The organism is Mycobacterium sp. HUMS_12744610 (genome assembly GCF_041206865.1).
Taxonomy (GTDB): Bacteria; Actinomycetota; Actinomycetes; order Mycobacteriales; family Mycobacteriaceae; genus Mycobacterium; species Mycobacterium servetii.
This window is the reverse complement of record NZ_JBGEDP010000001.1, coordinates 2,877,498-2,900,935: the sequence shown is the minus strand read 5'-3', so window position 1 is coordinate 2,900,935 and position 23,438 is coordinate 2,877,498. Positions and strand designations below refer to the sequence as shown.

The following is a 23,438-nucleotide window of genomic DNA, read 5'->3' as shown; positions in this document are numbered from 1 at the left end:
GCGGGGTCGCTCGACGGCGCGGCGTATGTCGACCGGCCGGAGGTTGCCGGCCTAGCCGAACAGGTCGTTGCGGCCTGCCGCCACCGGTGATCGCACACGCTGTTGGCCCACCGAACAGACCGAGCTGACCGCGCGACCGGTATACCTCAGCTAGTCGGGCTTCTTCTCGGCCACGGCAGCGCCGAGGCCCTCGGCGAGGTCCTCGCGGGTCAGCTCCTTGAAGCGGCGCAGCTGCGCCTCGCTGAACTCGGTGAGATCGCTGGATAGCACCGCGTCGAGGTCCTCGTCGTCGAGGCGGAAGCTGCGGTGATCGCGGGCCTTCTCTACGACATTGCGCACGAAACCCGCATTGCCCAGGATGTCGATTCCGCGAATCAGGTCCCCGTCTTCGGAGTAGCTCTCGTCGAGGTAGAACTTTGTGTACGACGGCAGCAACGCCGCGGCCGCTTCGTCGGTGATGACGTCCTCGTTCTCCTTCCCCATCAGTTTGGTCAGCGCGACCAACTCCTCCGGGGTGTAACTGAAGAATTCGATGACCGTCGAAAAGCGCCGCCGCAGACCCTGATTCACGTCGAGCATCTTCTCCATCGCCTTGGCGTAGCCCGCACCGAAGACCACCAGCTCGTCGCGGTGGTTCTCCATGTACAGCAGCAGCGTGTTGATGATCGCGTTGCCGTAGGGGTCGCCCTGGGAGTAACCCTTCTCGTGCAGGGTGTGCATCTCGTCGAAGAACACCGCGCCGCCCAAGGCGCCCTCGAGCATTTCCTCGGTGTTCTTCTCCGCGTCGGCCATGTAGCGGCCCAGCAGCTTGGTACGGCTGGTTTCCACCACCACCGGCTTGCGCAGCACGGTCAACCCGCAGAGTTGTTTGCTGAAAGCCCTTGCCACTGAGGTCTTTCCGGTCCCGGGAGGGCCCAGCAGCAAGGTGTGTCGCGAGGTCACGGGCACCGGCAGGCCCATTTTGGCGCGGGCCATGTTGACCTTGGTCGTCGACTTGATGAGCTTGATCTCGCGCTTGGCGCGCTCCATGCCGAGCATCGCGTTGAGTTCGGCGTCGCCTTCGGCCAGGTACTTCGCCGCCGCCTCCGCGTGGCGAGCGGCCTCCGCCTGGGCCCGGGTGGGTGCGCTGTCGGGATCCCACGGGTCCGTGCGGGCCTCTATGGTTTCCGGATCGGTCAGGATCAGCCGGAAGTTGGGGTTGTCCAACGCCTCTCGGGCCGGCGTGAACTTCGGGTCGCGCGAGTACACCCGCCGCAGCAGCTCGACGGCCTCCTCTTCGCGACCGACATGGCGCAGGCACATGCCTTGGGTGTACAGGGCGATGTTGGCCGCTCCCGGCACCCGGTCGCCCTCGATGGCGTCCTGCCCGCGCCGGAAAGCCTCCTCGAACACGCCGAGCGATGCCAGGGCGGTGGTCGCCATCGCCGCGCCCGCCGCCTTCAACTCGGGGTGGCGCCAGGTTTTCCCTTCGGGAAATTGGGCGAGCACGTCGGGCCAGCGTCCGGTGCGGAAGAACAGCACCCCGCGCACATAGTTGACGAGTTCCTCGTCGAAGGCGTGGCGCGGCTCGATGCTGTCGAGCAGCTTCGCCGCCTCCTCGTAGCGCTTGGCCTCGGCCAGAACGGCGGCGTAGGCGCACGCCAGCGATTCCACGCTGGTGACCGCGAGCTTCAGGAACAACCCGTCGGACACCTCGGGACGGAACTGCAGATCCGTGACACCCAGGCGGCGGGTCTCCCATCCGAACGTCCGCACCGCCGCCCACGCGCCGGAGAGCACCTCGAGGCTCTGATCACCGGTGAGAATCCGCGCCAGCCAACCGTCGCACATCGACGGGTCAAGGCTGGTCGCGGTGGTGAACATCTGCGCCGCCACCTGCGGATTGTTGCTGGGCTGCAGCCCGTTGACGGAAATGCCGGACGCCAATAGACCGGCGACCATGGCGTTACGGGCGTCTTCGGCGGTGGTCTGCGGCCGTGTCATTGCCCCGTGGGCACGCTTTCGGCGTCCTCCCGCACCTGGCCCACCGGCAGTACCAGGTCGTCGTAGTGGAAGAACTCGCGGCTCGGTACGACGAGCATGGGCCGGGTCGTCGGCGCTGGCAGGCTGGCGCGCACCGCGGCCAGCTGGCGGCCGGTAAGCCTGTTGAGGCCCGCGGACAGCTCCTTGGGTAGCTTGCCCTCGCTGTGGTAGCGCACCCAGGCCGACAGCCGGGGCTGCCCGCTGCGGGTGTTGAGCCGGATCGTGATCACGGTCGCACCGATGTCCGGGTCGTCGGTGAGCAGAAGCTTTTCCAGCGACTCGGTGGTGATGTCCGACGGCGTCAACCAGAAGCTGGTCGCGAAGCCCTTGAAATGCTTGAGATGGCGCCAGCCAGGACGGCTCCAGGTCGCTTCCAGATCGGCCAGCACGGCCTTGTCGACCTCGGCGAGTTCCTCGGCGGTCAGCGGCTTGGCCACACAGCTCTGCCCGTCGAGATCCTGTGCGATCCGTTCGGTCGCCGCCACCAGCGTCGAGGCCAGCGAATCGCGGGCCGCCACCGCGGCGACATTGCGCAGTGGGTCCATCCGCAGCACCAGCCAGGTCTTGCGCACATACGACGTCGGGCGATCGCCGACCAGCCCCCACTCTTCGGGACCCCAGTCATCGAGCGCCGACAGCTCCGCCGCGTTGCCCCCGCGGCGCACCTTCACGGTGACGATGTCGACGTCGTCGAGGTGGATGTCGAACTGCTGCAGCTGTTCGGCGACCGCGTGCACTGGCAGCGTGGCCGAGGTCGAGCGGTGGCGGTGGCGCGCCGCCGAGTCGTCTTCGCCGCTGTCGATCCCGATCACCGCGACCAGATGTCCGGCGTACTCCCGCACCCCGACCTTGTCGCGCCCGAAGCGGCGCTGGTAGTCGACGGCCGGCGTGCACCCGGTGGCCAGCGTGGTGCCCGGGTCGGCGGACCAGTCCCACACCCAGGCGGCCAATCCCGAGATCACCGTGATCCCCTGGTAGGCGATCAACGACAACAGGGTGACCAGCGCGGCGAGCGCCACGCCGACCCACCACGCGACATGGTGATTGGCCTGCCAGGAATCCGGGCAGTGGCTTGCCACTATCAGGATCGCGATGTCGACCACGAACACCGCGGTGACCCGTGGCCACGACAACGACAAACCAAACCTGCGCTGAGCCTTCATTACCGTCCCGCCCTCATCGCTGCTTACGCGAGCGTTTCATCAACATCGTGACTCCAAACACCGCGCCGCCGATCAGCAGCGCCGCGGTCAACCCCCCTGCAGCCACCCAGACCGGCACCTCGTCGCGATGCGGGGCCGGCTTGGGTATGTTCAGCGGCGCCGAAAACTGTTGCGGCGGCTTTGCCGGGCCTTCGGGAACGTCCCAGGTCAACGCGGCCACCGGATCAACGACACCGTACCCGACTTGGTTGTCCACGCCGCGCGCGGGCGCCCGGGCCGTGCGGGTCAACCGGTTGATGATCTGGTGGGACGTCAGCTCGGGATATTTTGCGCGCACCAGGGCGGCCACCCCGGACACGATCGCGGTCGAGAAGCTGGTTCCGCTCGGCACCAGCAGCGTGTTGTCCGGGCCGTCGATCGCGTTGATCAGGCCGTCGTCCCGTGGCGACAGTCCGACCACGTCGGTGCCCGGCGCGGCGATCCCGACCCACGGACCGGCGATGCTCGACGAGCCCTGTCCCTGACCGCCCTGGGTGAGTGGACGGCCGTCTTCGTTGACCGCACCGACCGTGAGGACGTAGTCGCTGAACCAGGACGGCGTCACGACGGTGGTCACGGCGCTCCAGTCGCGCGGATCGTTGGGCTGCAACGGGTCGAACAGCGGGTTCTGCTTGCAGTCCTTTTTGCTGCTGTCGCCGGCGGCGGCCACGATGACGACGTTCTTGTCGACCGCCGCGTAGCGGACCGCGGCACCCAGCGAGCGCTGGTCGACGACATTGCGCGCGCTCATGCAGGTCACATCGGAGATGTTGATGATCTGGGCGCCCATGTCGGCGGCGTGCACGATCGCCCGCGCCATGGTCTCGACGCTGTCGATCTTCGCCCGGGTCTGCGGATCCTCGTCGCCGGTGTAGGCGTCCTTGAGGCCGAACGCCTGGCTGGACTGCCGGATCGAGATGATGTCGACGTCCGGGGCGATGCCGCTGTAGGCGTCGGACGTCTGCGCCGGCGACGCGGGTGGCGTCGGCAGCGCCGGCTCGAGCGGACGGGGGCCCCGCAGGTTGTCGACCTTGGCCACGTGCGCGCCACCCGAGTAGCTCGGGATGGTCACCGTACCGTCACCCCGGTTGCCGGACGGCGCTCCGGGCGCGGGAGCTCCCGGAGCCGGCGCGCCGGGAGGTGGAGGTGGCGCAGGCGCACCGGGCGGTGGCGGCCGACCCTCGTCCCCCGGCTCGGGCGGAACCATCGTCACCGTCTGCGGCAGCGGCGACAACGTCACCGTCTGCGGCGGCGGCGCCTTGGGCGGCGGCTCGGTGGTCGGAATCGTGACCGGCTTGCGGGGGGCGGCGGGCAGCGGTACCGCTCCGCTGGCCGGTGCCGCCCCGATCATCGACGCGACGATGGTGCCGTGCGCGTCGCAGTCGGACAAGCCGTCCCCGCCCATGATGTAGTCGCCGCCTGGGATCAGGTGGGGAAGCCGGGGGTGCGGAGTGACACCGGTGTCGATCACGGCCACCTTCACACCGGCGCCGCGGCCGAACTGCCACGCCTCGGGCAGGTTCAGCATGTCCATGTACTCCGGCGGCAGCTTGAAATCGGACCCGGGGAGCACGCCGACCTCGGTGCAGTAGGAGGTCTGCTTCATCGGCGCAGGCGGTCCGGGCGGACCGTCGGGTGGAACCGCGGCAGGGTCGATCGTCGGTGGGGAGATGGCATAGGCCGGCGGTAGGCCCGCCAACGCACCCGAGGTGAGCAGGAGCGCGGCGACGGTCGCACGGGTCGCGCGACCGCGCCGCACCTTGCGGTTAGCGGTATCGGATCGCTGCATAGACATTCATCAACCACAATGCCAGCGGGAAGATCGGCATCAGGCAGAGGTATTCGATCCACTCCACGAACTTGCGGAACAGGGGGCTGTAGATGGTGTTGGGCACGACCGCGGCCGCGGTCAGGCCCGCCGCCGGGAGCAGCACCAGAATCGCCACGCTGATGGAGATCGCCAGCGGGGACTGCAGCACGATCGCGTACCTCCCCACCACGGCCGCGACGATGACCACGGACGTGCCGGCCAGGATGATCGACTGCCAGCGGTCGACGTAGGAGCGGCCGCGCAGCATCAGGAAACCTGCGACGAAACCGGTCAGCAGAAGCGGCAGCCAGCGCTGCCCCCCGCGCGGGTCGGATAGCACGGTCAGCGAGAACACCGTGAGCACGCCCAGCCCGACGAGCAAGCCCGTCAGGAACGAGCGCGCGCGCTCGGCCTGCAGCACCACATCGCGGACCGACGCCGGCCCTTCCAACACCGGAGGACCGCCTTCGGAGCGCACCACCGTGGTGGGCAGGTCGGGGCGAGCCTCGAAGACCCACCTGCTGGTGGCCGACGGGAAGACGGGCAGCCGGATGCCCGCCAGCCGGCGGGACAGGGCGGGCGCGGCGTGGTAGGCGAGCACGCACGCCAGCACGATGCAGGTGAACATGGTGACCGTGCTGATCATCGCGACCATCCGCGCCAGGCTGACGACCGTCGCCACCCCGCTGATGGTGACCAGCGCGGTGTAGGCCCCCAGCCGACGGCCGGTGAAGCGCAGGGCGAGCGCGGCCGCGACGGTGAGCACACCGAAGCCCAGCACCGCCTGCGGCGATCCCGCGCTGCCCGGAGGCGCGCCCGCCGCGGCGACGGTGAGCGGCGCGAGGCTGCTCATCAGCATGGTGTCGCCGACGAGGCGTTCGGCCTGCGTCTTGGCCCGCATCAGCAGCATGACGGAGACCGCCATGACGACGGCGCCGATCAGCGCGCCGTAGATGGTGGGCAGCCAGGAGTTGTGATCCCAGCGCCACCAGCCCATCAGCGCCGACGCGATGACGACGCCAGCCGCCACCATGGAGGCGCCGACCTGCACCGCGGTGCCCGGGTCGATCGCGGCGAATCGTTTGCTGAGATTCGCCGCAACCGCCGTCGAGATGTGTTCGATGACTTGCGACCGGCGCTCGGTGTCCTGGATGAACCGGATCCACAGCCGGTCGCCGTCGTAGACGTCCTGCTCCGTCAGCGACTGGGTGGCCCGCAGCGGCGTGCCGTCGACCAGACACAGCGCCCAGCGCCCGCGCCCGGTGGCCTCCAGCGTGGCCTCGCCGAGCTCTCGAAGCCTGCTGTTGACGACCTTCAACAGCGGATCGGTCATCACCGACACCGGGGCGTTGGCGTCCAACAACACGCCGATCTGCACGCCCGTACCGGCCATGATGCCGACCACGACCGCCCGAGGCTGTGAGACTCCTTCGACGTCTGCCTGTGGCGCTTCAACTACCGCGGTCATCGCCCTGCACCCCCTGCAATGGTTGATGTGTAACCTCGTGTCGCCAGCCACGCGGGGGCATCGGCCCCTGCACCACCGGAGGCGACGTCGCCCCCCGGCACATGCAGTTCGACTAATTCGGATTTCATCTGCCTTGCCTCGCGATTAAGAGTTGTGGTGACACTCATTTGGAATTTGCTGATGATTCTAGAGAAGTATGCCGTGTCCGCATCCTGGCCGCATGTTGTGCGCAAACGCATTGGTAAACTCTGTGTTTCGTGTCCGGGCGTCAAACCCTGCTGTGGGTTTTCCACTCGCCGTAGGGCAGGGTGTCCAGAACGGTCTTGATGCCCACCTGCACGAGCTGGGGCGTCGCCGGGCAGATGGCCAGCCACGCCTCCCCCGAGCCCGCCGTCCGCGCCTGCTGGTACATGGCGATCCGGCCGCCCGACCCGTCCTTGAGCGACAGCACGGAGGTGCTGGGGCCTTTCGCGTCGTCCCGGTACTGGCGGGCGTACACCGCGACCTCGGCGGCGGGGTCGGACAGTGCCTGTCCCAAAGCGGCCACCGTGGCGGCACTGATGCCCATGCGTCGCAGATCGCCCCCGGAGAACACGTTGAAGCCCGACTCCTGCCAGGACTTCGTCGCCTCGAGCATCTCCTCGAGCGGCACGTTGACCGCGTTGATCGCCGCGGGTTCCGCGTGGTGGATCGATTCCAGGCCGTCCATCACCAGCGCCGCGATCGAGGCGCTGTCGGCGACGGCGACGTCGTCGACCGTGATGTCGCTGCCGACCCTAACTGCCGACACCCAGTGCTGGCCCCGCCGGGCCAGCACCACCCGGAACTCGTTGTCGGGAATGTCGCGCGAACCGGGCGGCTGGTCCTCGCCCTCGACCACGCCGTAGAGGAGCTTGCCCCGCGAAAGCAGGGCGACAACCTCGAGGTCCGGCGCGGCAAGCACCCGCATGCGAGCGGCCACCTGCTCGTTCACCTCGTCGCCCTCGACAATGCCCTGCTCGCGCATCACCGCCATGCCGGGATGTTCGTTGAGCCAGTCGTTGGAGTCGGTAGATACGAACGGCCGGCACCGCAACTCCGGCGCGACGTGCCGAATGTCCAGGAGAGCCTGGAGCATCCAGAAACCATCGACGTTGACGGTGATGTCGGTGCGGGTGCTCTGTTGGTCCATCTATCCCTCGAAGGTCGGGTTAATCGGTAACCGCAGGACGCGGCAGCACACCGGTATGTGGTGTGCTGCCGCGCCTGAAGTTGGGGGTTAGGCCCAGCTGGACCCAACGGCGCTGTCAGTGCTGGCCATGTTGCTGCCGGCCGTCTGCACCTTCTGGCCGTGGGCGTTGGCCTGCTCGTAGATCACCTGGAAGTTACGACCCAACTGGGTGATGAACTCCTGGCAGGCCACCGAACCCGAACCGCCCCAGAAATCACCAGCGGCCAGCACATCACGGACGATGGCCTGGTGTTCGGCCTCGAGCGATGCAGCCTGGGCGCGAATGGTGGCGCCGTGAGCGTCCACATCGCCGAATTGGTAATTGATTGACATGACGGTGTTCTCCTAACGTCTGGAATGGTACGCAGCCTCGCCTTTTGGCGCTAGCTGCCCAGGATCTGCTGCGAAGCCTGTTCTTGCTGCTCGTAGTTGTTGGCGTCGCGGATCAGCCCGTCGCGCACCCCGTGCAGCATGTTGACGATGTTTCGGAACGCCTGATTCATCTGGCCCATCGTGTCGTACGAGGTGGCCTGCGCCTGGCCGCTCCAGCCCGCACCGGCGATGTTCATCGACGACGCCCACATCTTGCGGGCCTCGTCCTCGACGGTCTGGGCGTGGACCTCGAAGCGGCCCGCCATCGCACGCATCTCGTGCGGGTCGGTCATAAAACGTGTTGGCATGTTGCCTCTCTCCTTTGTTGTCCTGATGATCTGATTCAGCGAATTGTCGACATGATCGACGGCGGACGGACGGTGAAGCGCTTACGAACCGCCAAACCGCACCGACGAGAGTTATGTCCCCCCCTTCCCGGCAGCCGATGGCTGTCCGGGCGTTGTACCACGGTTGAACGAAGTCAAACCCGAACCACGACGTTTGGGTTGACGCCTCGCTCGCTTCTGCTGGGCGGTTGAACGGGCACCGGCGCACGCGCCGATGATCCCGACCCCCCGAATCGCCGATCCGGTCAGCCGGCGGCGACGGCGTTGGCGGCCTCGGTAGCCGCGTACGAGCCGGAGCTCATCGACAGCGTGTTCACGAACATTTCGTGAATGGCCTGCGCCTGGGCGCTCACCGCCTGGTACATCTGCGCGTGCGCAGCGAACTGGGCCGCCGTCAGCGCCGAAACCTCGTCGGCGGCGGCGGGCACCACCCCAGTCGTGGGCGCCGCGGCCGCGGCGTTCTGAGCGCTCATGGTGGCGCCGATGCCCTGCAGGTTCCCGGCCGCCGCAGCCAGAGCTTCCGGCTGTGTGGTCACGAACGACATACTGTTCCCTCCTCGATTAATTTCCAGCAATCGCTCTCGCATGAGAGTAGATGACTACGTAGCCCCAAGTTGCCTTCGGCGTCCGGTGTTCGCAACTGTTCACGAAACGGCACGACGAATTCACCTTCGGTAACGTCAGGGTAACAGCGGCCGCCCCGGCTCGGGGGGTCTCACAACACAGTCACAGCAATCGTGCGTTTGCGGGACTGCAGGTAGACGGGCCGCGGTCCCCCCGGACGGCGGATGAGCTGGTACAAATCCGGTGTCCGATCGCGCGGCCCGGCGGCCCGGCAAGGGCCTGCGAGGGCCTGCGAGGGCACCCCCACCGCCGCTGTCCAGCATGGCCGATGCACGTCAACAGCGGTCGATCGACCGCCTGGCCCAGCGGGGCCGTAACCGGCCAGCAACTCTTGCCGGGCGCGGCTGCGTCCGATCACCGGGCCTTTCGTTTCGGAGCCGCTCCCGCGCCCGGACCGGACACGAAGGGCTAGCCGGCAAACGGCGACCGCGCCATGACGGTGGGGCGGAACCCGCTGCGCGGCCCCACCCCGGGCGCGCTCAGCGGCACACCGCCGAACAGCTGGCCGGTCCCGGATCGGGCGCCTCCCTGTGTCGCTGACCGTCAGGGGCTCCACGGGGGGCGAGGCGCGGGCGCGGCGTCGCTCCAGAGGGACAGAACCGAGAGCCCGCCGACCGGTACGGCCCCCGCCGAGCCGGGGGTGACGGGCGCGGCGGCGCCGCCGACGGCCCCCAGACCCTTGGCTACCTGGACCAAGGAGACGAAGGAGTTGCTCGTCCCGACTCCGGAACAGGGCGGCCCCTCGATGTTGTTGGCTCGTGGGGAAGCCGTGATCTAGCCGATCACATCGTGCATCGCGCTCTGCCCGAGCCCGCCGGGCTTTCCCCGCCCGCGGTGAACGCGGTCACCGACGACGCGCTCGCCGTCGGTCCGGCGTAGGCTACACCGCCGCGGCATCACGGGCTCACATCTCGGCGTAGCGGACCGGCGTGACGTGCGGATACCGGCGGGGGCTTTCAGCGTCGCGGACATCGCCCGGTTGGCGGCGGTCACGGGCGGGGGATGCCATGACCGGAGCCCTCTGCACGCCCTGGGCTGCGCCGACGCCTATCTGCCGGCGCACCTCGCTCGGACGGTTCGGTGCGCTCGCCGGGTGCGCGACGGGGTAAAAGTCCGGCCGCGGATAACACCTGCGCCGACACGCCGACGGGTGCCGTGCCGACGGCGCTGAGCGTCGGCACGGCACCCGTCGGGTCGATCGATCGTTACCCGGCGAAGGGCGGGCGCGCCATGACGACGGGCCGGAACCCGTACCGCGGCCCGGACCCGACCCCGCTGCCGGCGCCGGCACCGGCCAGCGGCATGCCGCCGAGCAGGTTGCCGGACCCGCCGGCACCGGCTGCGGCCTCGGGGGCGGCGCTGACGGTGCTGACCAGCTGGGCAGGGGCGTGTGCCAGCGGCGCGGTGGCCCCCGACCAGGACACCGGCACCGCGAGCTTGCCGCCGATGGAGGCCGCGTTGCCCATGGACGCCGTTGCCGACGCCGCGTGCGCGGCGACGCCGCCGCCACCACCGAGCAGGCCGCCCAGCCCGCCGAGGCCGGGCAGGGCCTTTGCGGCACCGGCGGCCGCGGGCGCGACACCGCCCAGCGCACCCGTGGTCTTGGCGATCTGAACACCGAAGTTACCCATACCAACGGAGAAGTAGGGCAGACCTTCCGTGTTGTACCAGAGGGCCGAGTAACTGTTGTAGCCGGTGACGAGCGTCCCGATGTTGTTGGGCAGCACGCTCTGACCGCTGATGACGAACCACAGCTCTTGGAGTAAGGGGTTGGCGTTCTGGAACTGAGTCACCAGGTTGGAGGTCCCACTCGGGCTAGCGAGGCCCTGCAACGTGCTCGGCAGCGACGAGATGATGTTCTGCAGGTTGTTGGTGGCCGGCCCACCCCCCGCGCTGGTGGTGGCGGCGGTCTGCAGGCTTTGGGCCGCGGGGTTGGCGATGGCCGGTGCGTTCTTGTAGGGCGTCACCTTGGTCGCCGTCGAGGACTGGGCCGCATAGGTGTACATCGCGGTGGCGTCCTGGGCCCACATCTGGGCGTACTGGGCCTCCAGCTGGGCGATGATGCCGGTGTTTTGCCCCAGCACGTTGGTCGCGATCGCCTGGGCCGTCTCGGTGCGGTTGGCCGCCACCAGAGGCGGGGGCACCGTGGCCGCCAGCGCGCTCTCGTAGGCCGCCGCGGCCGCCCGCGCCTGGGCCGCGGCCTGCTCGGCCTGGGCCGCGGTGGTGCTCATCCACGCCACATAGGGCTGGACGGCCTGAGCCATCGCAGTCGAGGCCGGCCCCAGCCACTCCTCGCTGCTCAGGGCGGTGACCACCTTGTCGTAGCCCAGCGCCGTGGAGTTCAACTCCGCGGCCAGCCCGTTCCACGCCGAGGCCGCCGCCATCAGCGACGACGAACCCGGACCCGAATACATCCGCGCGGAGTTGATCTCCGGCGGAATGGCACCAAAATCAATCACCTTTGACCTCCTTTAGCCGGTCGCGGCCGCGTTGGCCGCCTCGGTCGCCGCGTAGGACCCCGAGCTCATGCCCAAGGTGTTGACGAACATCTCATGAATCGCTTGCGCCTGAGCGCTCACGGCCTGATACATCTGCGCATGCGCGGCGAACTGCGCCGCGGTCAACGCCGACACCTCGTCGGCCGCCGCGGGCACCACCCCCGTCGTGGGGGCCGCCGCCGCGGCATTCTGGGCGCTCAGCGTCGAGCCGATCCCCTGCAACGTCCCCGCCGCCGCCGCCAGCGCCTCCGGCTGCGTAGTCACGAACGACATGCGATCTCCTTTCCAAAAACCTGCGCACTCAACAGCTTGTGAGTTTCAGTCTTCTGTTCATGGTCTTGTCCGGGCCTATCCGGCCGAAGGCGGCCGCACCACCACGCTGTAGCGGAACCCGTACTTGTTGACGTACCCGGAGGCCGCCCGCCGGCTCCCCGTGCCCAGCGGCATGCCGCGGAGGATGGCGTTGGCGGGTGCGTTGTTCGCCGCCGCGTGGATTGGGGTGCCCTCCACGCCCTTGACGATGGAGCTGACCTCCGTCGCCGGTGTGGCCGGCGTGGCCCACCCCGACGGCACGGACAGGCCCCCGATCCGGCCGGCCCCGCCCGTGCTGGCCGACACCGCCGAGATGCTGTGGGCGCCGAGGCCCAACTGCGCGAACTGCGGTGTCGGGTACCAGTAACCGCCCGCGCCGGCCGTGGTACCGGCACCGAACACCAACTGCTGTCCCTCCTGGTACCCGTGATAGCTCGTGCCGTAGCCGTTGTACACCTGCAGCAAGTTGTGGAACCACGTGTAGTAGGTGGCCTGATTGATCCCGGAGGTGTTCCACGGGGTGGGGATCTGGTTCAGCGGCCACGGCAGCGCAGCCGGGTTCGTAGTGGCCGTCGTGAGCATGGTCTGCAGCTGTTGCAGCGGCTGGGGCAGCGCGGTGGCCGCCGAGATCGCGTGCGGCGTCAGCGCCGCCGGCACCAGCTGCGGGGTGGTGGTCGCGGTGCTCTGCGCCGTGTTGCCGGCCGGGGTGGCGACGGCCTGGGCCACCGCCAAGGCCTGGTCGGCACCGGCGTTCGGGGTGGTGGTCTTAGGCGGGGAGTTGAACGGCACCAGCTGCGAGGCGGTCAGCGACGACCCGAGGTAGCCGTACATCGCCGCAGCGTCCTGCGCCCACATCTCCATGTACTGCGCTTCGGTGGCCGCGATCGCCGGGGTGTTCTGCCCGAAGAAATTGGTCGCGATCAACATCAGCAGCAATGCGCGGTTCGCCGCGATCACCGGCGGCGGCACCGTCATCGCGAACGCTGTCTCGTACGCGCCCGCGGCCGCCCGGGCCTGATTGGCGGTCTCCTCGGCCTGACCGGCGGCCGCGCTGAGCCAACTCACATATGGCGCAACGGCGGACAACATCGAGGCCGACGCCGGCCCCACCCATGGTCCACTGGTCAATTCCGTGATCGCCGAACCGTAACCGGTGGCGGCCGTGCTCAGCTCGGCCGCCACTCCGTCCCAAGCCGACGCGGCGGCCATCATGGGCGCCGATCCAGGACCCGTGTACATGCGACCGGAATTGATTTCGGGCGGTAGCGCCCCGAAGTCAAACACCGTGCCCTCCCTTATTGGGCCGTGGTCGCCAGGCGACCCCGACGTTCGAACAAGACCTAGCGGAGACCGCGGTCACGGCCTCGTCACATTCGCCACTTCCGGGCCGCTGAGCCGGTGGAGTCTTGAGGTCTGTGTGCACAGCCAGCAAATCCAGTCGAGGGGCGGACCCAACAAGTTGGCGTGTTGTTTTGGTGCGCCGGACTAGTGATCCCTCAACGGGATTCCCGTGAGCCCGGTCACGACCGACGCGCACATCCTGCTTGGACACCCCCACAGTCAGCAACCGAGCGACAGCTCGCTTTTGGGCTGACCTGTCGCTCGCCAAAGACATTAACCCGTTATAAGCGGGACACCGACCGGAGACGCCAACTGTTCATTACCTGCCGACCACTGTTCACCCGAAGTCAACAACCGTTCATTTGCCGTTTGCTCGCCTGTTGACTGAGTGGATAGGGCCGTCAATCCTCCTCGAGGACCAGCGCCATTTCCGGGCAGGAGGCCACACCCTCGCGCGTGAGCTCCTCGTCCTCGGGCCGCACCTCGTGCTGTTCGAGGATCGAATATCCCGAGTCGTCGATCGGGAACAGCTCGGAACTGACGGCGTAACACTGTGCGTGCCCTACGCATTTCGACTTCTCGAGACGAACCTTCACCTGAGTTCCTTCTTCGGCGGCTCCGACAAGCGCGCCAGGTCGGCGTGACTACTCGCTAGGTAGGTTAGTCGGTCGGTAGGGTTTGGCAGTGCCCGCGTCACGGCCCACCAAGGCCGGCGGCTCCGGCGGGGCGTAGCGGCCGGAAATCTGGTTGGTGCGGCTTCGCTGCGCCGGCCGCATCGGGCCATCACGAACAAGATAGGCGGACACCAGCGCGCATGAGCATCCTCGACGACTGGCAGCCGGGCGCCTCCCCCATGCCGCGGCTGGAGTATTCGACGTTACCGATGGCCGAGAACCGGGGTGCCGGATGGAAGACGCTGCGCGATGCCGGACCGGTCGTGTACATGAACGGCGCCTACTACCTGACCCGCCGCGAGGACGTGCTGATGGCGCTGCGCGAGGCTAACCTGTTCTCGGCGCAATTGGCGCTGCAGCCCCCCGGCAGCCCCGTGCCCGTGCTGCCGTCGGCGTTCGATCCGCCCGAGCACACCCGCTACCGCAAGATCCTGCATCCGTACTTCAGCCCGGAGGGCCTGAGCAAGTCGCGGCCCGTGCTGGAGCGCCACGCGGGGGAGATGATCGCGGCCCTGGCGGGGCGCGGCGAGTGCGAGGTGATGGCGCAGTTCGGACGGCTCTACCCCTATCAGGTCTTCATGGACCTCTACGGCCTGCCGCTGCAGGACCGCGACCGCGTGATCCGCTGGAAGGACGCCGTGGTGGCCGGCCAGTCCGAGGGGGACGAGCTGTACGCCTATTTCGCCGACGTCATCGAGCGACGCCGGCAGAACCCGGGCTCGGACCTGTTGTCGCAGATCATGACCGGTCCGGGCGAGCTCACCGATCCCGAGCTGCTCGGGATGACGCACCTGCTTATCCTGTCGGGTCTGGACACGGTGGCCGCGGCGATCGGCTTCTCGCTCTTCGAGCTGGCCCGCAGGCCGCAGCTGCGCGCTGAGCTTCGCCACAATCCCAGGCAGACAAGGGTTTTCATCGAAGAGATCGTCCGGTTGGAGCCTTCGGCGCCGGCTGCGGCCCGGGTCACCACCGACTTCGTCAAGGTGGGCGGCATGACGCTGCCCCCGGGCACGCCGGTACGGTTGTGCACGGCGGCGATCAACCGCGACGGCAGCGACAAGATATCCACCGACGAACTGGTCGTGGACGGAAAGATGCACCGGCACTGGGGCTTCGGAGGTGGGCCGCACCGCTGCCTGGGCTCGCACCTGGCCCGGATAGAGCTGACCATCATCGTCGGCGAGTGGCTCCGCCAAATCCCCGACTTCGAACTGCCCGACGGCTACGTTCCGGAGATTCCGTTCCCGTCGAAGACCTTCGCGCTCAAGTCATTGCCGCTGCATTGGAACTGAACGCATGAGCGCTCACGGCGAACACCAGCCTGGTGCGTTCCAGCTGCCGCGGCTGGACTACGCGGCGTTGCCCCTCGGCAGGGACCGTGGCGCCGGATGGAAGGCGTTGCGGGACGCCGGGCCGGTGGTGTACATGAACGGCCACTACTACCTGACCCGCCGGGAGGACGTGCTCGCGGCGCTGCACGATCCCACCCTCTTCTCGACGCGGTTGGCGCTGCAGCCCGCAGCCAGCCCGGTACCGGTGGTGCCGCTGGCGTTCGACCCGCCCGAGCACACGTTCTACCGCACGATCCTGGACCCCTACTTCAGCCCGAAGGCGGTGGCCAGGTCCCGGCCGGTGCTGGCGCGCCACGGCGCCGACATGATCGCGGCCCTCGCCGGCGCGGGCCGGTGCGAGGCGATGGCCGATTTCGCGCGCCTCTACCCGTTCCAGGTGTTCATGGACCTCTACGGGCTGCCGGTGGAGGATCGCGACCTCGTGATCGGGTGGAAGGACGCCGTGGTGGCCGGCAAGTCCGACGCGGGTCAGGGCGAGGCGCTGCTCGCATACTTCACCGACGCCGTCCGGCAACGTCGTCGCAGCCCCGGCGCCGACATGCTGTCGAAGATGCTGAACGGGCCCGGCGAACTGGACGACCTCGAAGTGCTCGGCACGGTCTTCCTGCAGATCCTGGCCGATCTGGATGTGGTGGTCGCGGCGATCGGGTTCGCGCTGTTCGAGCTGGCGCGGCGGCCCGCGTTGCGCGGTGAGCTGCGCGAGGACGCCAGGCAGGTCAGGGTGTTCATCGAAGAGATCATCCGGCTGGAGCCGTCGGCGCCGGTGGTGGCCCGGGTCACCACCGACTTCGCCAAGGTGGGTGGTATGACGCTGCCCCCGGGCACGCCCGTGCGGCTGTGCATCGCCGCGATCAACCGCGACGGCAGCGACGAGATGTCCTCCGACGAGCTGGTGATGGACGGAAAGGTGCACCGGCACTGGGGATTCGGCGGTGGGCCGCACCGCTGCCTGGGCTCCCACCTGGCCCGGCTCGAGCTCGCCGTGATCATCGACGAATGGCTCCGGCAGATCCCCGACTTCGAACTGCCGCCGGACTACACCCCGGACGTCGCATTCCCCTCGAAAGCGCTCGCGTTGAAATCGCTGCCGCTGCGCTGGGGCTGACCCGGGCACCGGCGTCCGCGGGGCGCAGATGCAAGATTGGGATGCCATCACGATCCGAACACCCTCAGCAGGCGGAGACCAGAGCATGAGCGCTCCCGAGCAAGGCCGGCCCGGCTCGTTCTACCTGCCGCGCCTCGAGTACGCGAAGCTGCCGATGGCCGAAGACCGCGGCGTCGGATGGAAGACGTTGCGCGATGCCGGTCCGGTGGTCTACATGAACGGCCACTACTACCTGACGCGGCGGGAGGACGTGCTGGCGGCGCTGCGCAACCCGAAGGTGTTCTCCTCACGGTTGGCGCTGCAACCCCCGGGCAGCCCCCTGCCGGTGGTGCCGTTGGCGTTCGACCCGCCCGAACACACCCGCTACCGCAAGGCGCTGCAGCCGTACTTCAGCCCGCACGCCCTGAGCGGATGCCGGGCGGTGCTCGAACGCCACGCCGCCGAGATGATCGGGGCGTTCGCCGGGCGGGGTGAGTGCGAGGCCATGGCGGGGCTCGCCCGCCTGTACCCGTTCCAGGTTTTCCTCGACCTCTACGGCCTGCCCCTGGAGGACCGGGACCAGGTGATCGCCTGGAAGGACGCGATCGTTGCCGACAAGCCCTACCTCACGCCGCAGGACGTCGCCGAAGGCAGCAAGTTGTTGACATATCTCGCCGAGGCGATCCGGCAACGGCGGGAGAATCCCGGTTCTGACATGTTGTCGCGGGTGATGACGGGCCCGGGCGACTTCACCGACCTCGAACTGTTGGGCATGACCCACCTACTGGTGCTGGCGGGCCTGGACACGGTCACCGCGGCGATCGGGTTCTCCCTGTACGAACTGGCGCGCAGGCCCGCGCTGCGCGCCCAACTCCGCGGCAACCCCAAGCAGATCAGGGTTTTCATCGAGGAGATCGTCCGCCTGGAGCCCTCCGCGCCGGTCGCGCCCCGGGTGACCACGGAGGTCGTCACCGTCGGCGGCATGACGCTGCCGGCGGGCACACCGGTGCGGTTGTGCATGGCCGCGGTCAACCGCGACGGCAGCGACGACACCTCCACCGACGAACTGGTGATGGACGGAAAGGTGCACCGGCACTGGGGATTCGGCGGCGGACCGCATCGCTGCCTGGGCTCGCACCTAGGCCGGATGGAACTGACGGTCGTCGTCGGGGAATGGCTCGACCAGATCCCCGATTTCGAACTGCCCGCGGACTACACTCCCGAGATCACGTTCCCGTCGAAGACGTTCGCGCTCAAGGCGTTACCGCTGCACTGGGGCTGACCCGGCCAATCCGGGCCGCCCCAGTGCAACGATCGCGAACTCGCTACTTGCGCATCTCGGTCGCCGCCACCTGCACGAACACACCGGTGTCCTCGGCCATCAACAGGCCACGGCCACGGGGCAGGGGGCCGCCCTTCATCTTGCCGCGGATGAAGCCCTCGTCAGGGTCGGCGTCCATCACCAGCAGCGGCGCGTTGGCCTGGTGCAGCGCCCGCAGCATCGGGTCGCTGCCCGCCGAGGACCAGCCACCGAAGGAGCGGGTGACGATCACGTGCAGGCCCACGTCGGCGGCCCTGGTCACCCACGGGACGGCCTTGTGCAGCGGCGAGTCGAATCCCGTCGGGAGCTGCTGGATGTCATCGACGATCAGGAAGATCTCCGGGCCGCTCCACCACGACCGCGAGAGCAGCTCCTCGGCCGACAGCCCGGGCGGTGGCTCGCGGCCGGCCAGGACCGCCGCCAGCTCGGCCATCATCGCCTGGACGCCGTCGAGATTGTAGGCGAACTTCTCCACGTACTCCGAACCCAGCGCGGTCAGCAGTTGACGGCGCGGGTCGACCAGCCACACTTGGGCCGAACGTTGCGACGTGGCCGGCGCGCTGCTGGCGCCCGGGGCGTACAGCCGCCCGATCTCGGCCATGATGGTGGCCAGCGTGGTGGTCTTCCCGCATTCGCGCCGTCCCGTCACCATCAGGTGCGAGTTCTCGCCGAAGTTGAGGTAGACCGGGTTGAGGTCCAGCTCCGAGATCGCCCAGGCGATGCCGCCGGCGCCGACACCCTGGCGGGTGTCCCGCGCGGCCAGCTCCCGCACCTGCTGCACGCCGAACGTGGCCGGCAACCGGCGCACCGGCGGGGCCTGGCCGCTGGTCAGCCTGCTGACCGCTTCGACGATGCTGTCGGACTCGAAGGTGTTGTCGGGTGTGCTGGCCAGCGCGGGCCGGGCGACCAGGGTGTGCAGACCCGACTGCGGGTCGGCGTCGAGGCGGACGTAGTTCACGGCGACCATGCCGCGGCCCGGCTTGACCGGCACGTCCTTGGCGAACCGGGAACGCACCAGCTTGGCGTCCTCCACCGCGGCCAGCCGCAACTCGACGCGCGAACCGAAGCCGCTGCGCACCGGCGGGCGCAATTCCGACTCGCGGTCGGCGGTGACGATCACGTGCACACCGAACGAAGGGCCCTGGTTGATGATCAGGTTGACCTGTTCGATGAGGACCTCGTTCTCCTCGGCGAGCGCCCGGTAGTTGTCGATCACCAGGTAGACGTCGCCGAACACGTCGGGCACGGGGCCCGAGGCGCCACCGAACTTGCGGCGCCGGAACACCTCCATCGAGGCGATTCCGTATTCGAGGAAGGTGCGCTTGCGGTCCCGCACCAGCGCCAGCAGCTCGGCCACGGTGCGGCGCACGCCGTAGGGGTCCGTGGGACCGACCACCTCACCCACGTGGGGCAGCTGCGCGACCGTGGTCAACGCGGTGCTGCTGTAGGCCAGGCAGTAGAACTGGACCTGCTCGGGGGTGTGGGTCAGCGCGGCCGAGCAGATCAGCGTCTGCAGCGCGGTCGTCTTACCCGAACCGCCTGCGCCCAGGATCAGGACGTTGGAGCCGGGGCCCGAGGTGTCGACCGTCCACGGCGGCTGGTCGTGCTTGAACGGGCGGTCGATGATCCCGATCGGGAAGACCAGGTCGCGCGCCGTTCCGTAGTCCTGTTGCCACGGGTGCCCGAGGAACCGGTTCACCAAGTCGTCAATGGCGACGGGCTGGTTTAGCGGCGGCTGCCACAGCCGGTAGGGCTCGAACGGGATCTTGCGCAACTGGTCGATGATCACCGTACCGACCTTGGGTACCCGGATGCCCTCTTCGTCCTCGTCTTCGGCCTCGACGGGCAGCGGCGGCTCGGCCGATTCGCCGTTGGTCGGGATCGCGACCTGGTCCGGTCCCCCGACGCTGACCTCGAGCGGGGTGAAGGCGTTGGTGAACAGCTGCGGGCGCACGTAGTCGATGCTGTGCACCAGCGCGGGCGCTTCGTCGCCGTCGATCGTGACCCCGCGCGGAACGAAGTCGCGCCACAGGAACTCCGCCTGGAACCGGACGATGTCCTCGAGGCTGCGGCGGAAGTAACCCAGGCCGGCCTGGGCGGGCAGGTTCACCGCGTTGGGCACACCGGCCGCCTGGGCCGCGCCCGCGGTGCGGGCCTTCAGCACCAGGCGGTAACCCATGTTCTCCATGAGTTTTTCGGCCCGGCTCTCGATGGTCTGCGAGGCCATCATCAGGTGGATCCAGTAGGCACGGCCCTGGCGGCCGATCGAGTCGAGGACGTCGACCGCGGTCGGCATGATGCGGAACCACTCGTAGAACTCGTCGATGACGACCACGAGCATCGGCAGCGGCGGCATGTCCTGGCCGCGGGCGCGCATCCGGAGGCGCACCGAGTTGTACTCCTTGGCATCGTCGACGCCGGCGCTGTCGCAGATCGCCTTGCGGCGCGCGATCTCGCCCCACAGCGCGTCCAGGAAGCGCTCCATCAGCGCCTGGTCCTCTTCCAGGTCGGTGATGATGCGCGACACGTGCGGCACTCCGGCGAACGGCTTGACCGCCGATCCACCCTTGAGGTCGGCCAGCACGAACTGCAGTTCCTCCGGCGGGTGGCTGAGCATCAGCGACTCGATCACGGTCCGCACCAGGGTCGACTTACCCGAACCCGTCGTGCCGGACATGACGCCGTGCGGGCCGTCGCCGCCTTCGTCCAGCGACTTCATGTCGAGGAACAGCAGTTCGCCGTTGTCGGAGCGATTGCCGAACGGCGCGCGCAGCCGCGACCGGCCCATGTGGTCGGAGCGGCTGCCCCACAGCGCGTGGAAGTCGATGTCGGCCGGGTCGTCGATGCCGTAGTAGGACAGGATGTCGCGGGCGCCGATGTGGGCGACGCGCTGGCCGATCTCCTCGTAGGCCTCGGCGAGCCGCCAGCGCGCCAGCTTCTGTGCGAACTCCTCGGCCTCCTCGAGGCTGAAGTGGTCGGTGAGCGCGAAGAACCACGGCTTCTCGTCGATCACCATCCAGGTGTCGCGGTCGCGGGGCAGCGCCTCGATGATGCCCGTGTGATCGAAGCTGAGGATCCGCTCGGGGACCGAGGTCCACATGGAGGACCCGGTCAGGTCGAAGAAGGTGACCCCGTCGATGCCCTCGGCGCTGATCACGAACTCCCACTGGGGATCTGCGGCGTCGGCGATGATCACGGTGTGCGGCGTCGGCGTCTGCGCCGAGGAGCTGGCGTGCCGGGGCGTGAACGAGCCGCGACCGGCGAACAGCTCGGCCTGCTCGGCGGCGAACTCGCGTACCGAGCCGTACACCATCCGTGCGTTGCCCGCCGCGTCGTGACGCCGGGGGTCGCCGAAGTGGGGCAGCCACTTCACCCAGTCCCACTCGTCGAGGTCGGAGCTGACCACGATCATCTGGACGTGGTCGGGGCCGTGCGAGAAGGCAAGCTGGCAGATGATCGCCCGCATCAGTCCCAGCACCTGCTCGCGCTCCCCGTTCAGCGCGTACCACGGCTCGACCAGCAGCGAGATCATCTTGGGCAGGTTGTAGACGACGCTCTGGTAGCGCCCGAACTCCTGCAGCGCCTTACCGGTCACCGGTTCGAGCTCGATGTCGGTCGGCATGTTCTGGGGCTCACCCCAGGTCACCTCGGGACGCGTCATGCCCACGCCGACCCGGACGACACCGAAGTTGAGGTCCTTGCCGTCGGGCTTGCGCTCCCACATCCGCGGCGAGCCGACGGCGGCCGAGAGCGTGTCGGGCGCCGGGTGGAACCACCGGTAGTTGGCGTCCATGCTGTCGGCCGACTCGTGGGCGGTCTCGCGCAGCATGTCCAGCATCAGCATGAACTGCGCGCGCATCGCGTCCAGCTTCGGCCGGCTCATCTGCTGCTGGCCGCCCATCCGGCCGCCGAACATCATCATCATCATCCCGCCGACCATGAAGATCGGGAAGATCGAGCCGACGCCGCCGAACACGTGGGACCCGCTGGCGAAGGTCATGGCCACCATGCCGCCCAGGAGGCCGATCACGACGACGCCGATCACGATCATGTACCAGGGCTTGCCCTCCGGCGGCGGAATGCTCAGCGGCGTCGGGAGGACGATGTTCTCGGGCTTGATGACCGGAGGCTTCTCCGGGGTCGGCCGTGCAAATCCGCGTTTCACTTGGGTACCACCAACTCTGCAGGGGACATGTCCATCGGTAGGGTGTCGTGCTCTACCAGCGCGTCCGCCCGCGACAGGGTCGGACCTTGTGGCAGCAGCCGCAGCGCCACCCAGGGTGCCAGGCTCGGTGCGGTCTTCAGCCCGAGCGCCTCGCGCACGTCGCGGGTGTCGTCCACCCCGAACCGGGCGCCCGCGTCGGTTAGCCACCACAGCGACTCCGTCGTCTTCGCGCCGGGGTCGTTGCCGGTGACGGCGACGAAGTTGGCGTGGTCGGGGCCGAAGTAGACCTGGTCGGCCTGCCGGCCTGTCGTGTCGGCCTTCACCAGCGACACGACCTTGTTCGTGTCGCTGGACGCGACCGGGATCGTCGACCCGGAGATGACCTGGACGCGGGCGCGGTTCTCGCCGGAGGTCTTCTCCCACCACCAGCAGGTGGCGGGGTTCTCCCGGATGTCCATCACGTTCAACGGGTTGTCCGGGTAGGACGACAGGTCCAGCTTCTTGACCACCGGCATCTTCGCCAGCGCCGACGGTTCCACGGTGACCGGCCTGGTGTTACCCGGTCCGGAGTTCTGCAGGATCTGGGCCACCAGCGGCGGCAGCGTCTGCACGCCGTCGGACAACACCAGCGAGTACTGCTGCGGGCCGCTGATCTGGGGGGTGACGATCACGGTGCCCACCGGGCCTGGCGCCCCGGGGAAGGACGCCGGGCTACCGGCGTCCTTGACGTCGGGCACCGTCAGTTCGGGTCCCACCGGCAGCGCGTCGAACAGGGCGCGGCTCATCGGCTTGGCAGCGCTGACCTGCTCGGGCGTCAAACCGAGCGGCAAGAGCACCGACCGGTTGGTCGCGTCGATGCGCGAGCGCCGCCCCTCGCGGATCACCCAGGCGTCCCCGCCGTAGCTCAGGACCGCCGCGTCCGACCCGGTCAGCACCCGCCGGTGGCCGCTGAGGTCGGGGTTGCCGTCGATGACGGTCACCGTCACGCCCGACGGGGAGCCGAGCCCGGAGCCCATCACGCCCGCGGTGCCCACGGTGTCGCAGACCAGCCACGACGACTTGGTCGGGGTCTGGGGCGCGAAGTTCGACGGTGCACCGGGAATTCCGACCAGCGGCCCGCGCGGCAGGCTGGCGATCTGGCTGGACCGGACCAGGTGCGGGTTGTCGGGCCGGCCGGTGATCAGCCGGGCCGACGCCAGGTTCAGCGCCGGATACAACCGGTCGCCCACCCGCACGTACAGTGCGCCGGAGTCGCGGTCGGCGATGATCGGCGACTCGTTGATCTGACCGGACGGGCTGAGGAAGGAATACAGCAGCGCGCCCAGGCAGATCACCAGTGCCGCGGAGACCGACGCCACCACGGCCAGGTTCTGCCGCCGGCCGGGCTCGATCTCCATGCGGACCCGCCACCGGGTCAGCGCCATCGCGGTCCGACGAGCGAGGAACTGATAGCCCGTCACCTGCGTCCGCGTCGACAGTCCGAGGCCGTATCCCGACCCCCGCTGCCCGCGACTCTCTTCCGCCACTTAATTCACCATCCGGTCTGTTGAAACGCCTGGAGACCCGCGACACCCACGCGCGAATCCCATCGGTAACCGTAAGCCACCCGCACGGACGTCGCCACGCTGCGTTGTGC

At 68.6% G+C, this 23,438-nt stretch carries 17 protein-coding genes; 3 read left to right on the top strand and 14 right to left on the bottom strand.

Annotation, left to right across the window (positions count from 1 at the left end; genetic code table 11):
• Positions 1-150: 150 nt before the first annotated feature.
• The 12 genes from eccA to AB8998_RS14220 all read right to left on the bottom strand — a co-directional run bounded on the left by eccA (position 151) and on the right by AB8998_RS14220 (position 13,802).
• Positions 151-1,983, bottom strand: coding sequence for a type VII secretion AAA-ATPase EccA (eccA, locus tag AB8998_RS14275; protein WP_369738501.1), 1,833 nt, complete (start codon positions 1,981-1,983; stop codon positions 151-153).
• On the bottom strand, positions 1,980-3,185 hold the full coding sequence (eccE, locus tag AB8998_RS14270) for a type VII secretion protein EccE (protein ID WP_369738500.1): 1,206 nt from the start codon (positions 3,183-3,185) through the stop codon (positions 1,980-1,982). Before eccE ends, eccA begins: the two co-directional genes overlap by 4 nt.
• A 13-nt stretch (positions 3,186-3,198) precedes the next feature.
• Positions 3,199-5,013, bottom strand: coding sequence for a type VII secretion-associated serine protease mycosin (gene mycP, locus AB8998_RS14265; protein ID WP_369738499.1), 1,815 nt, complete (start codon positions 5,011-5,013; stop codon positions 3,199-3,201).
• Positions 4,991-6,502, bottom strand: coding sequence for a type VII secretion integral membrane protein EccD (eccD, locus tag AB8998_RS14260; protein WP_369738498.1), 1,512 nt, complete (start codon positions 6,500-6,502; stop codon positions 4,991-4,993). Before eccD ends, mycP begins: the two co-directional genes overlap by 23 nt.
• 268 nt (positions 6,503-6,770) lie before the next feature.
• Complete coding sequence (locus AB8998_RS14255) at positions 6,771-7,673, bottom strand: ESX secretion-associated protein EspG (protein ID WP_369738497.1); 903 nt, start codon at positions 7,671-7,673, stop codon at positions 6,771-6,773.
• Between the two features lie 87 nt (positions 7,674-7,760).
• On the bottom strand, positions 7,761-8,045 hold the full coding sequence (locus tag AB8998_RS14250; RefSeq protein WP_369738496.1) for a WXG100 family type VII secretion target: 285 nt from the start codon (positions 8,043-8,045) through the stop codon (positions 7,761-7,763).
• 50 nt (positions 8,046-8,095) lie between these two features.
• Positions 8,096-8,392, bottom strand: a complete 297-nt coding sequence (locus AB8998_RS14245; RefSeq protein WP_144947330.1) for a WXG100 family type VII secretion target — start codon at positions 8,390-8,392, stop codon at positions 8,096-8,098.
• Between the two features lie 284 nt (positions 8,393-8,676).
• Complete coding sequence (locus AB8998_RS14240) at positions 8,677-8,976, bottom strand: PE family protein (protein ID WP_144947327.1); 300 nt, start codon at positions 8,974-8,976, stop codon at positions 8,677-8,679.
• 1,284 nt (positions 8,977-10,260) lie between these two features.
• Complete coding sequence (locus AB8998_RS14235; RefSeq protein WP_369741573.1) at positions 10,261-11,511, bottom strand: PPE family protein; 1,251 nt, start codon at positions 11,509-11,511, stop codon at positions 10,261-10,263.
• 15 nt (positions 11,512-11,526) lie between these two features.
• Positions 11,527-11,826, bottom strand: a complete 300-nt coding sequence (locus AB8998_RS14230; protein ID WP_369738495.1) for a PE family protein — start codon at positions 11,824-11,826, stop codon at positions 11,527-11,529.
• Positions 11,827-11,901: 75 nt separating this feature from the next.
• Positions 11,902-13,149: a PPE family protein gene (locus AB8998_RS14225; protein WP_369738494.1), complete on the bottom strand. Its 1,248-nt coding sequence runs from the start codon at positions 13,147-13,149 to the stop codon at positions 11,902-11,904.
• Between the two features lie 458 nt (positions 13,150-13,607).
• Positions 13,608-13,802: a ferredoxin gene (locus AB8998_RS14220; protein WP_369738493.1), complete on the bottom strand. Its 195-nt coding sequence runs from the start codon at positions 13,800-13,802 to the stop codon at positions 13,608-13,610.
• Between the two features lie 218 nt (positions 13,803-14,020).
• Here AB8998_RS14220 and AB8998_RS14215 point away from each other — a divergent pair, with 218 nt between their 5' ends.
• The 3 genes from AB8998_RS14215 (at position 14,021) to AB8998_RS14205 (ending at position 17,598) form a co-directional block, all read left to right on the top strand.
• Entirely contained in the window at positions 14,021-15,172 is a 1,152-nt protein-coding gene (locus tag AB8998_RS14215) for a cytochrome P450 (RefSeq protein WP_369738492.1), read from the top strand.
• A gap of 4 nt (positions 15,173-15,176) precedes the next feature.
• Positions 15,177-16,337: a cytochrome P450 gene (locus AB8998_RS14210; protein WP_369738491.1), complete on the top strand. Its 1,161-nt coding sequence runs from the start codon at positions 15,177-15,179 to the stop codon at positions 16,335-16,337.
• Positions 16,338-16,422: 85 nt separating this feature from the next.
• Entirely contained in the window at positions 16,423-17,598 is a 1,176-nt protein-coding gene (locus tag AB8998_RS14205) for a cytochrome P450 (protein WP_369738490.1), read from the top strand.
• Positions 17,599-17,641: 43 nt separating this feature from the next.
• Here the strand turns inward: AB8998_RS14205 and eccCa are convergent, their stop codons facing one another.
• Together eccCa and eccB are read right to left on the bottom strand one after the other, a co-directional pair.
• Entirely contained in the window at positions 17,642-21,802 is a 4,161-nt protein-coding gene (gene eccCa, locus AB8998_RS14200; protein ID WP_369738489.1) for a type VII secretion protein EccCa, read from the bottom strand.
• Positions 21,799-23,328, bottom strand: coding sequence for a type VII secretion protein EccB (gene eccB, locus AB8998_RS14195; RefSeq protein ID WP_369738488.1), 1,530 nt, complete (start codon positions 23,326-23,328; stop codon positions 21,799-21,801). Before eccB ends, eccCa begins: the two co-directional genes overlap by 4 nt.
• Positions 23,329-23,438 lie beyond the last annotated feature (110 nt).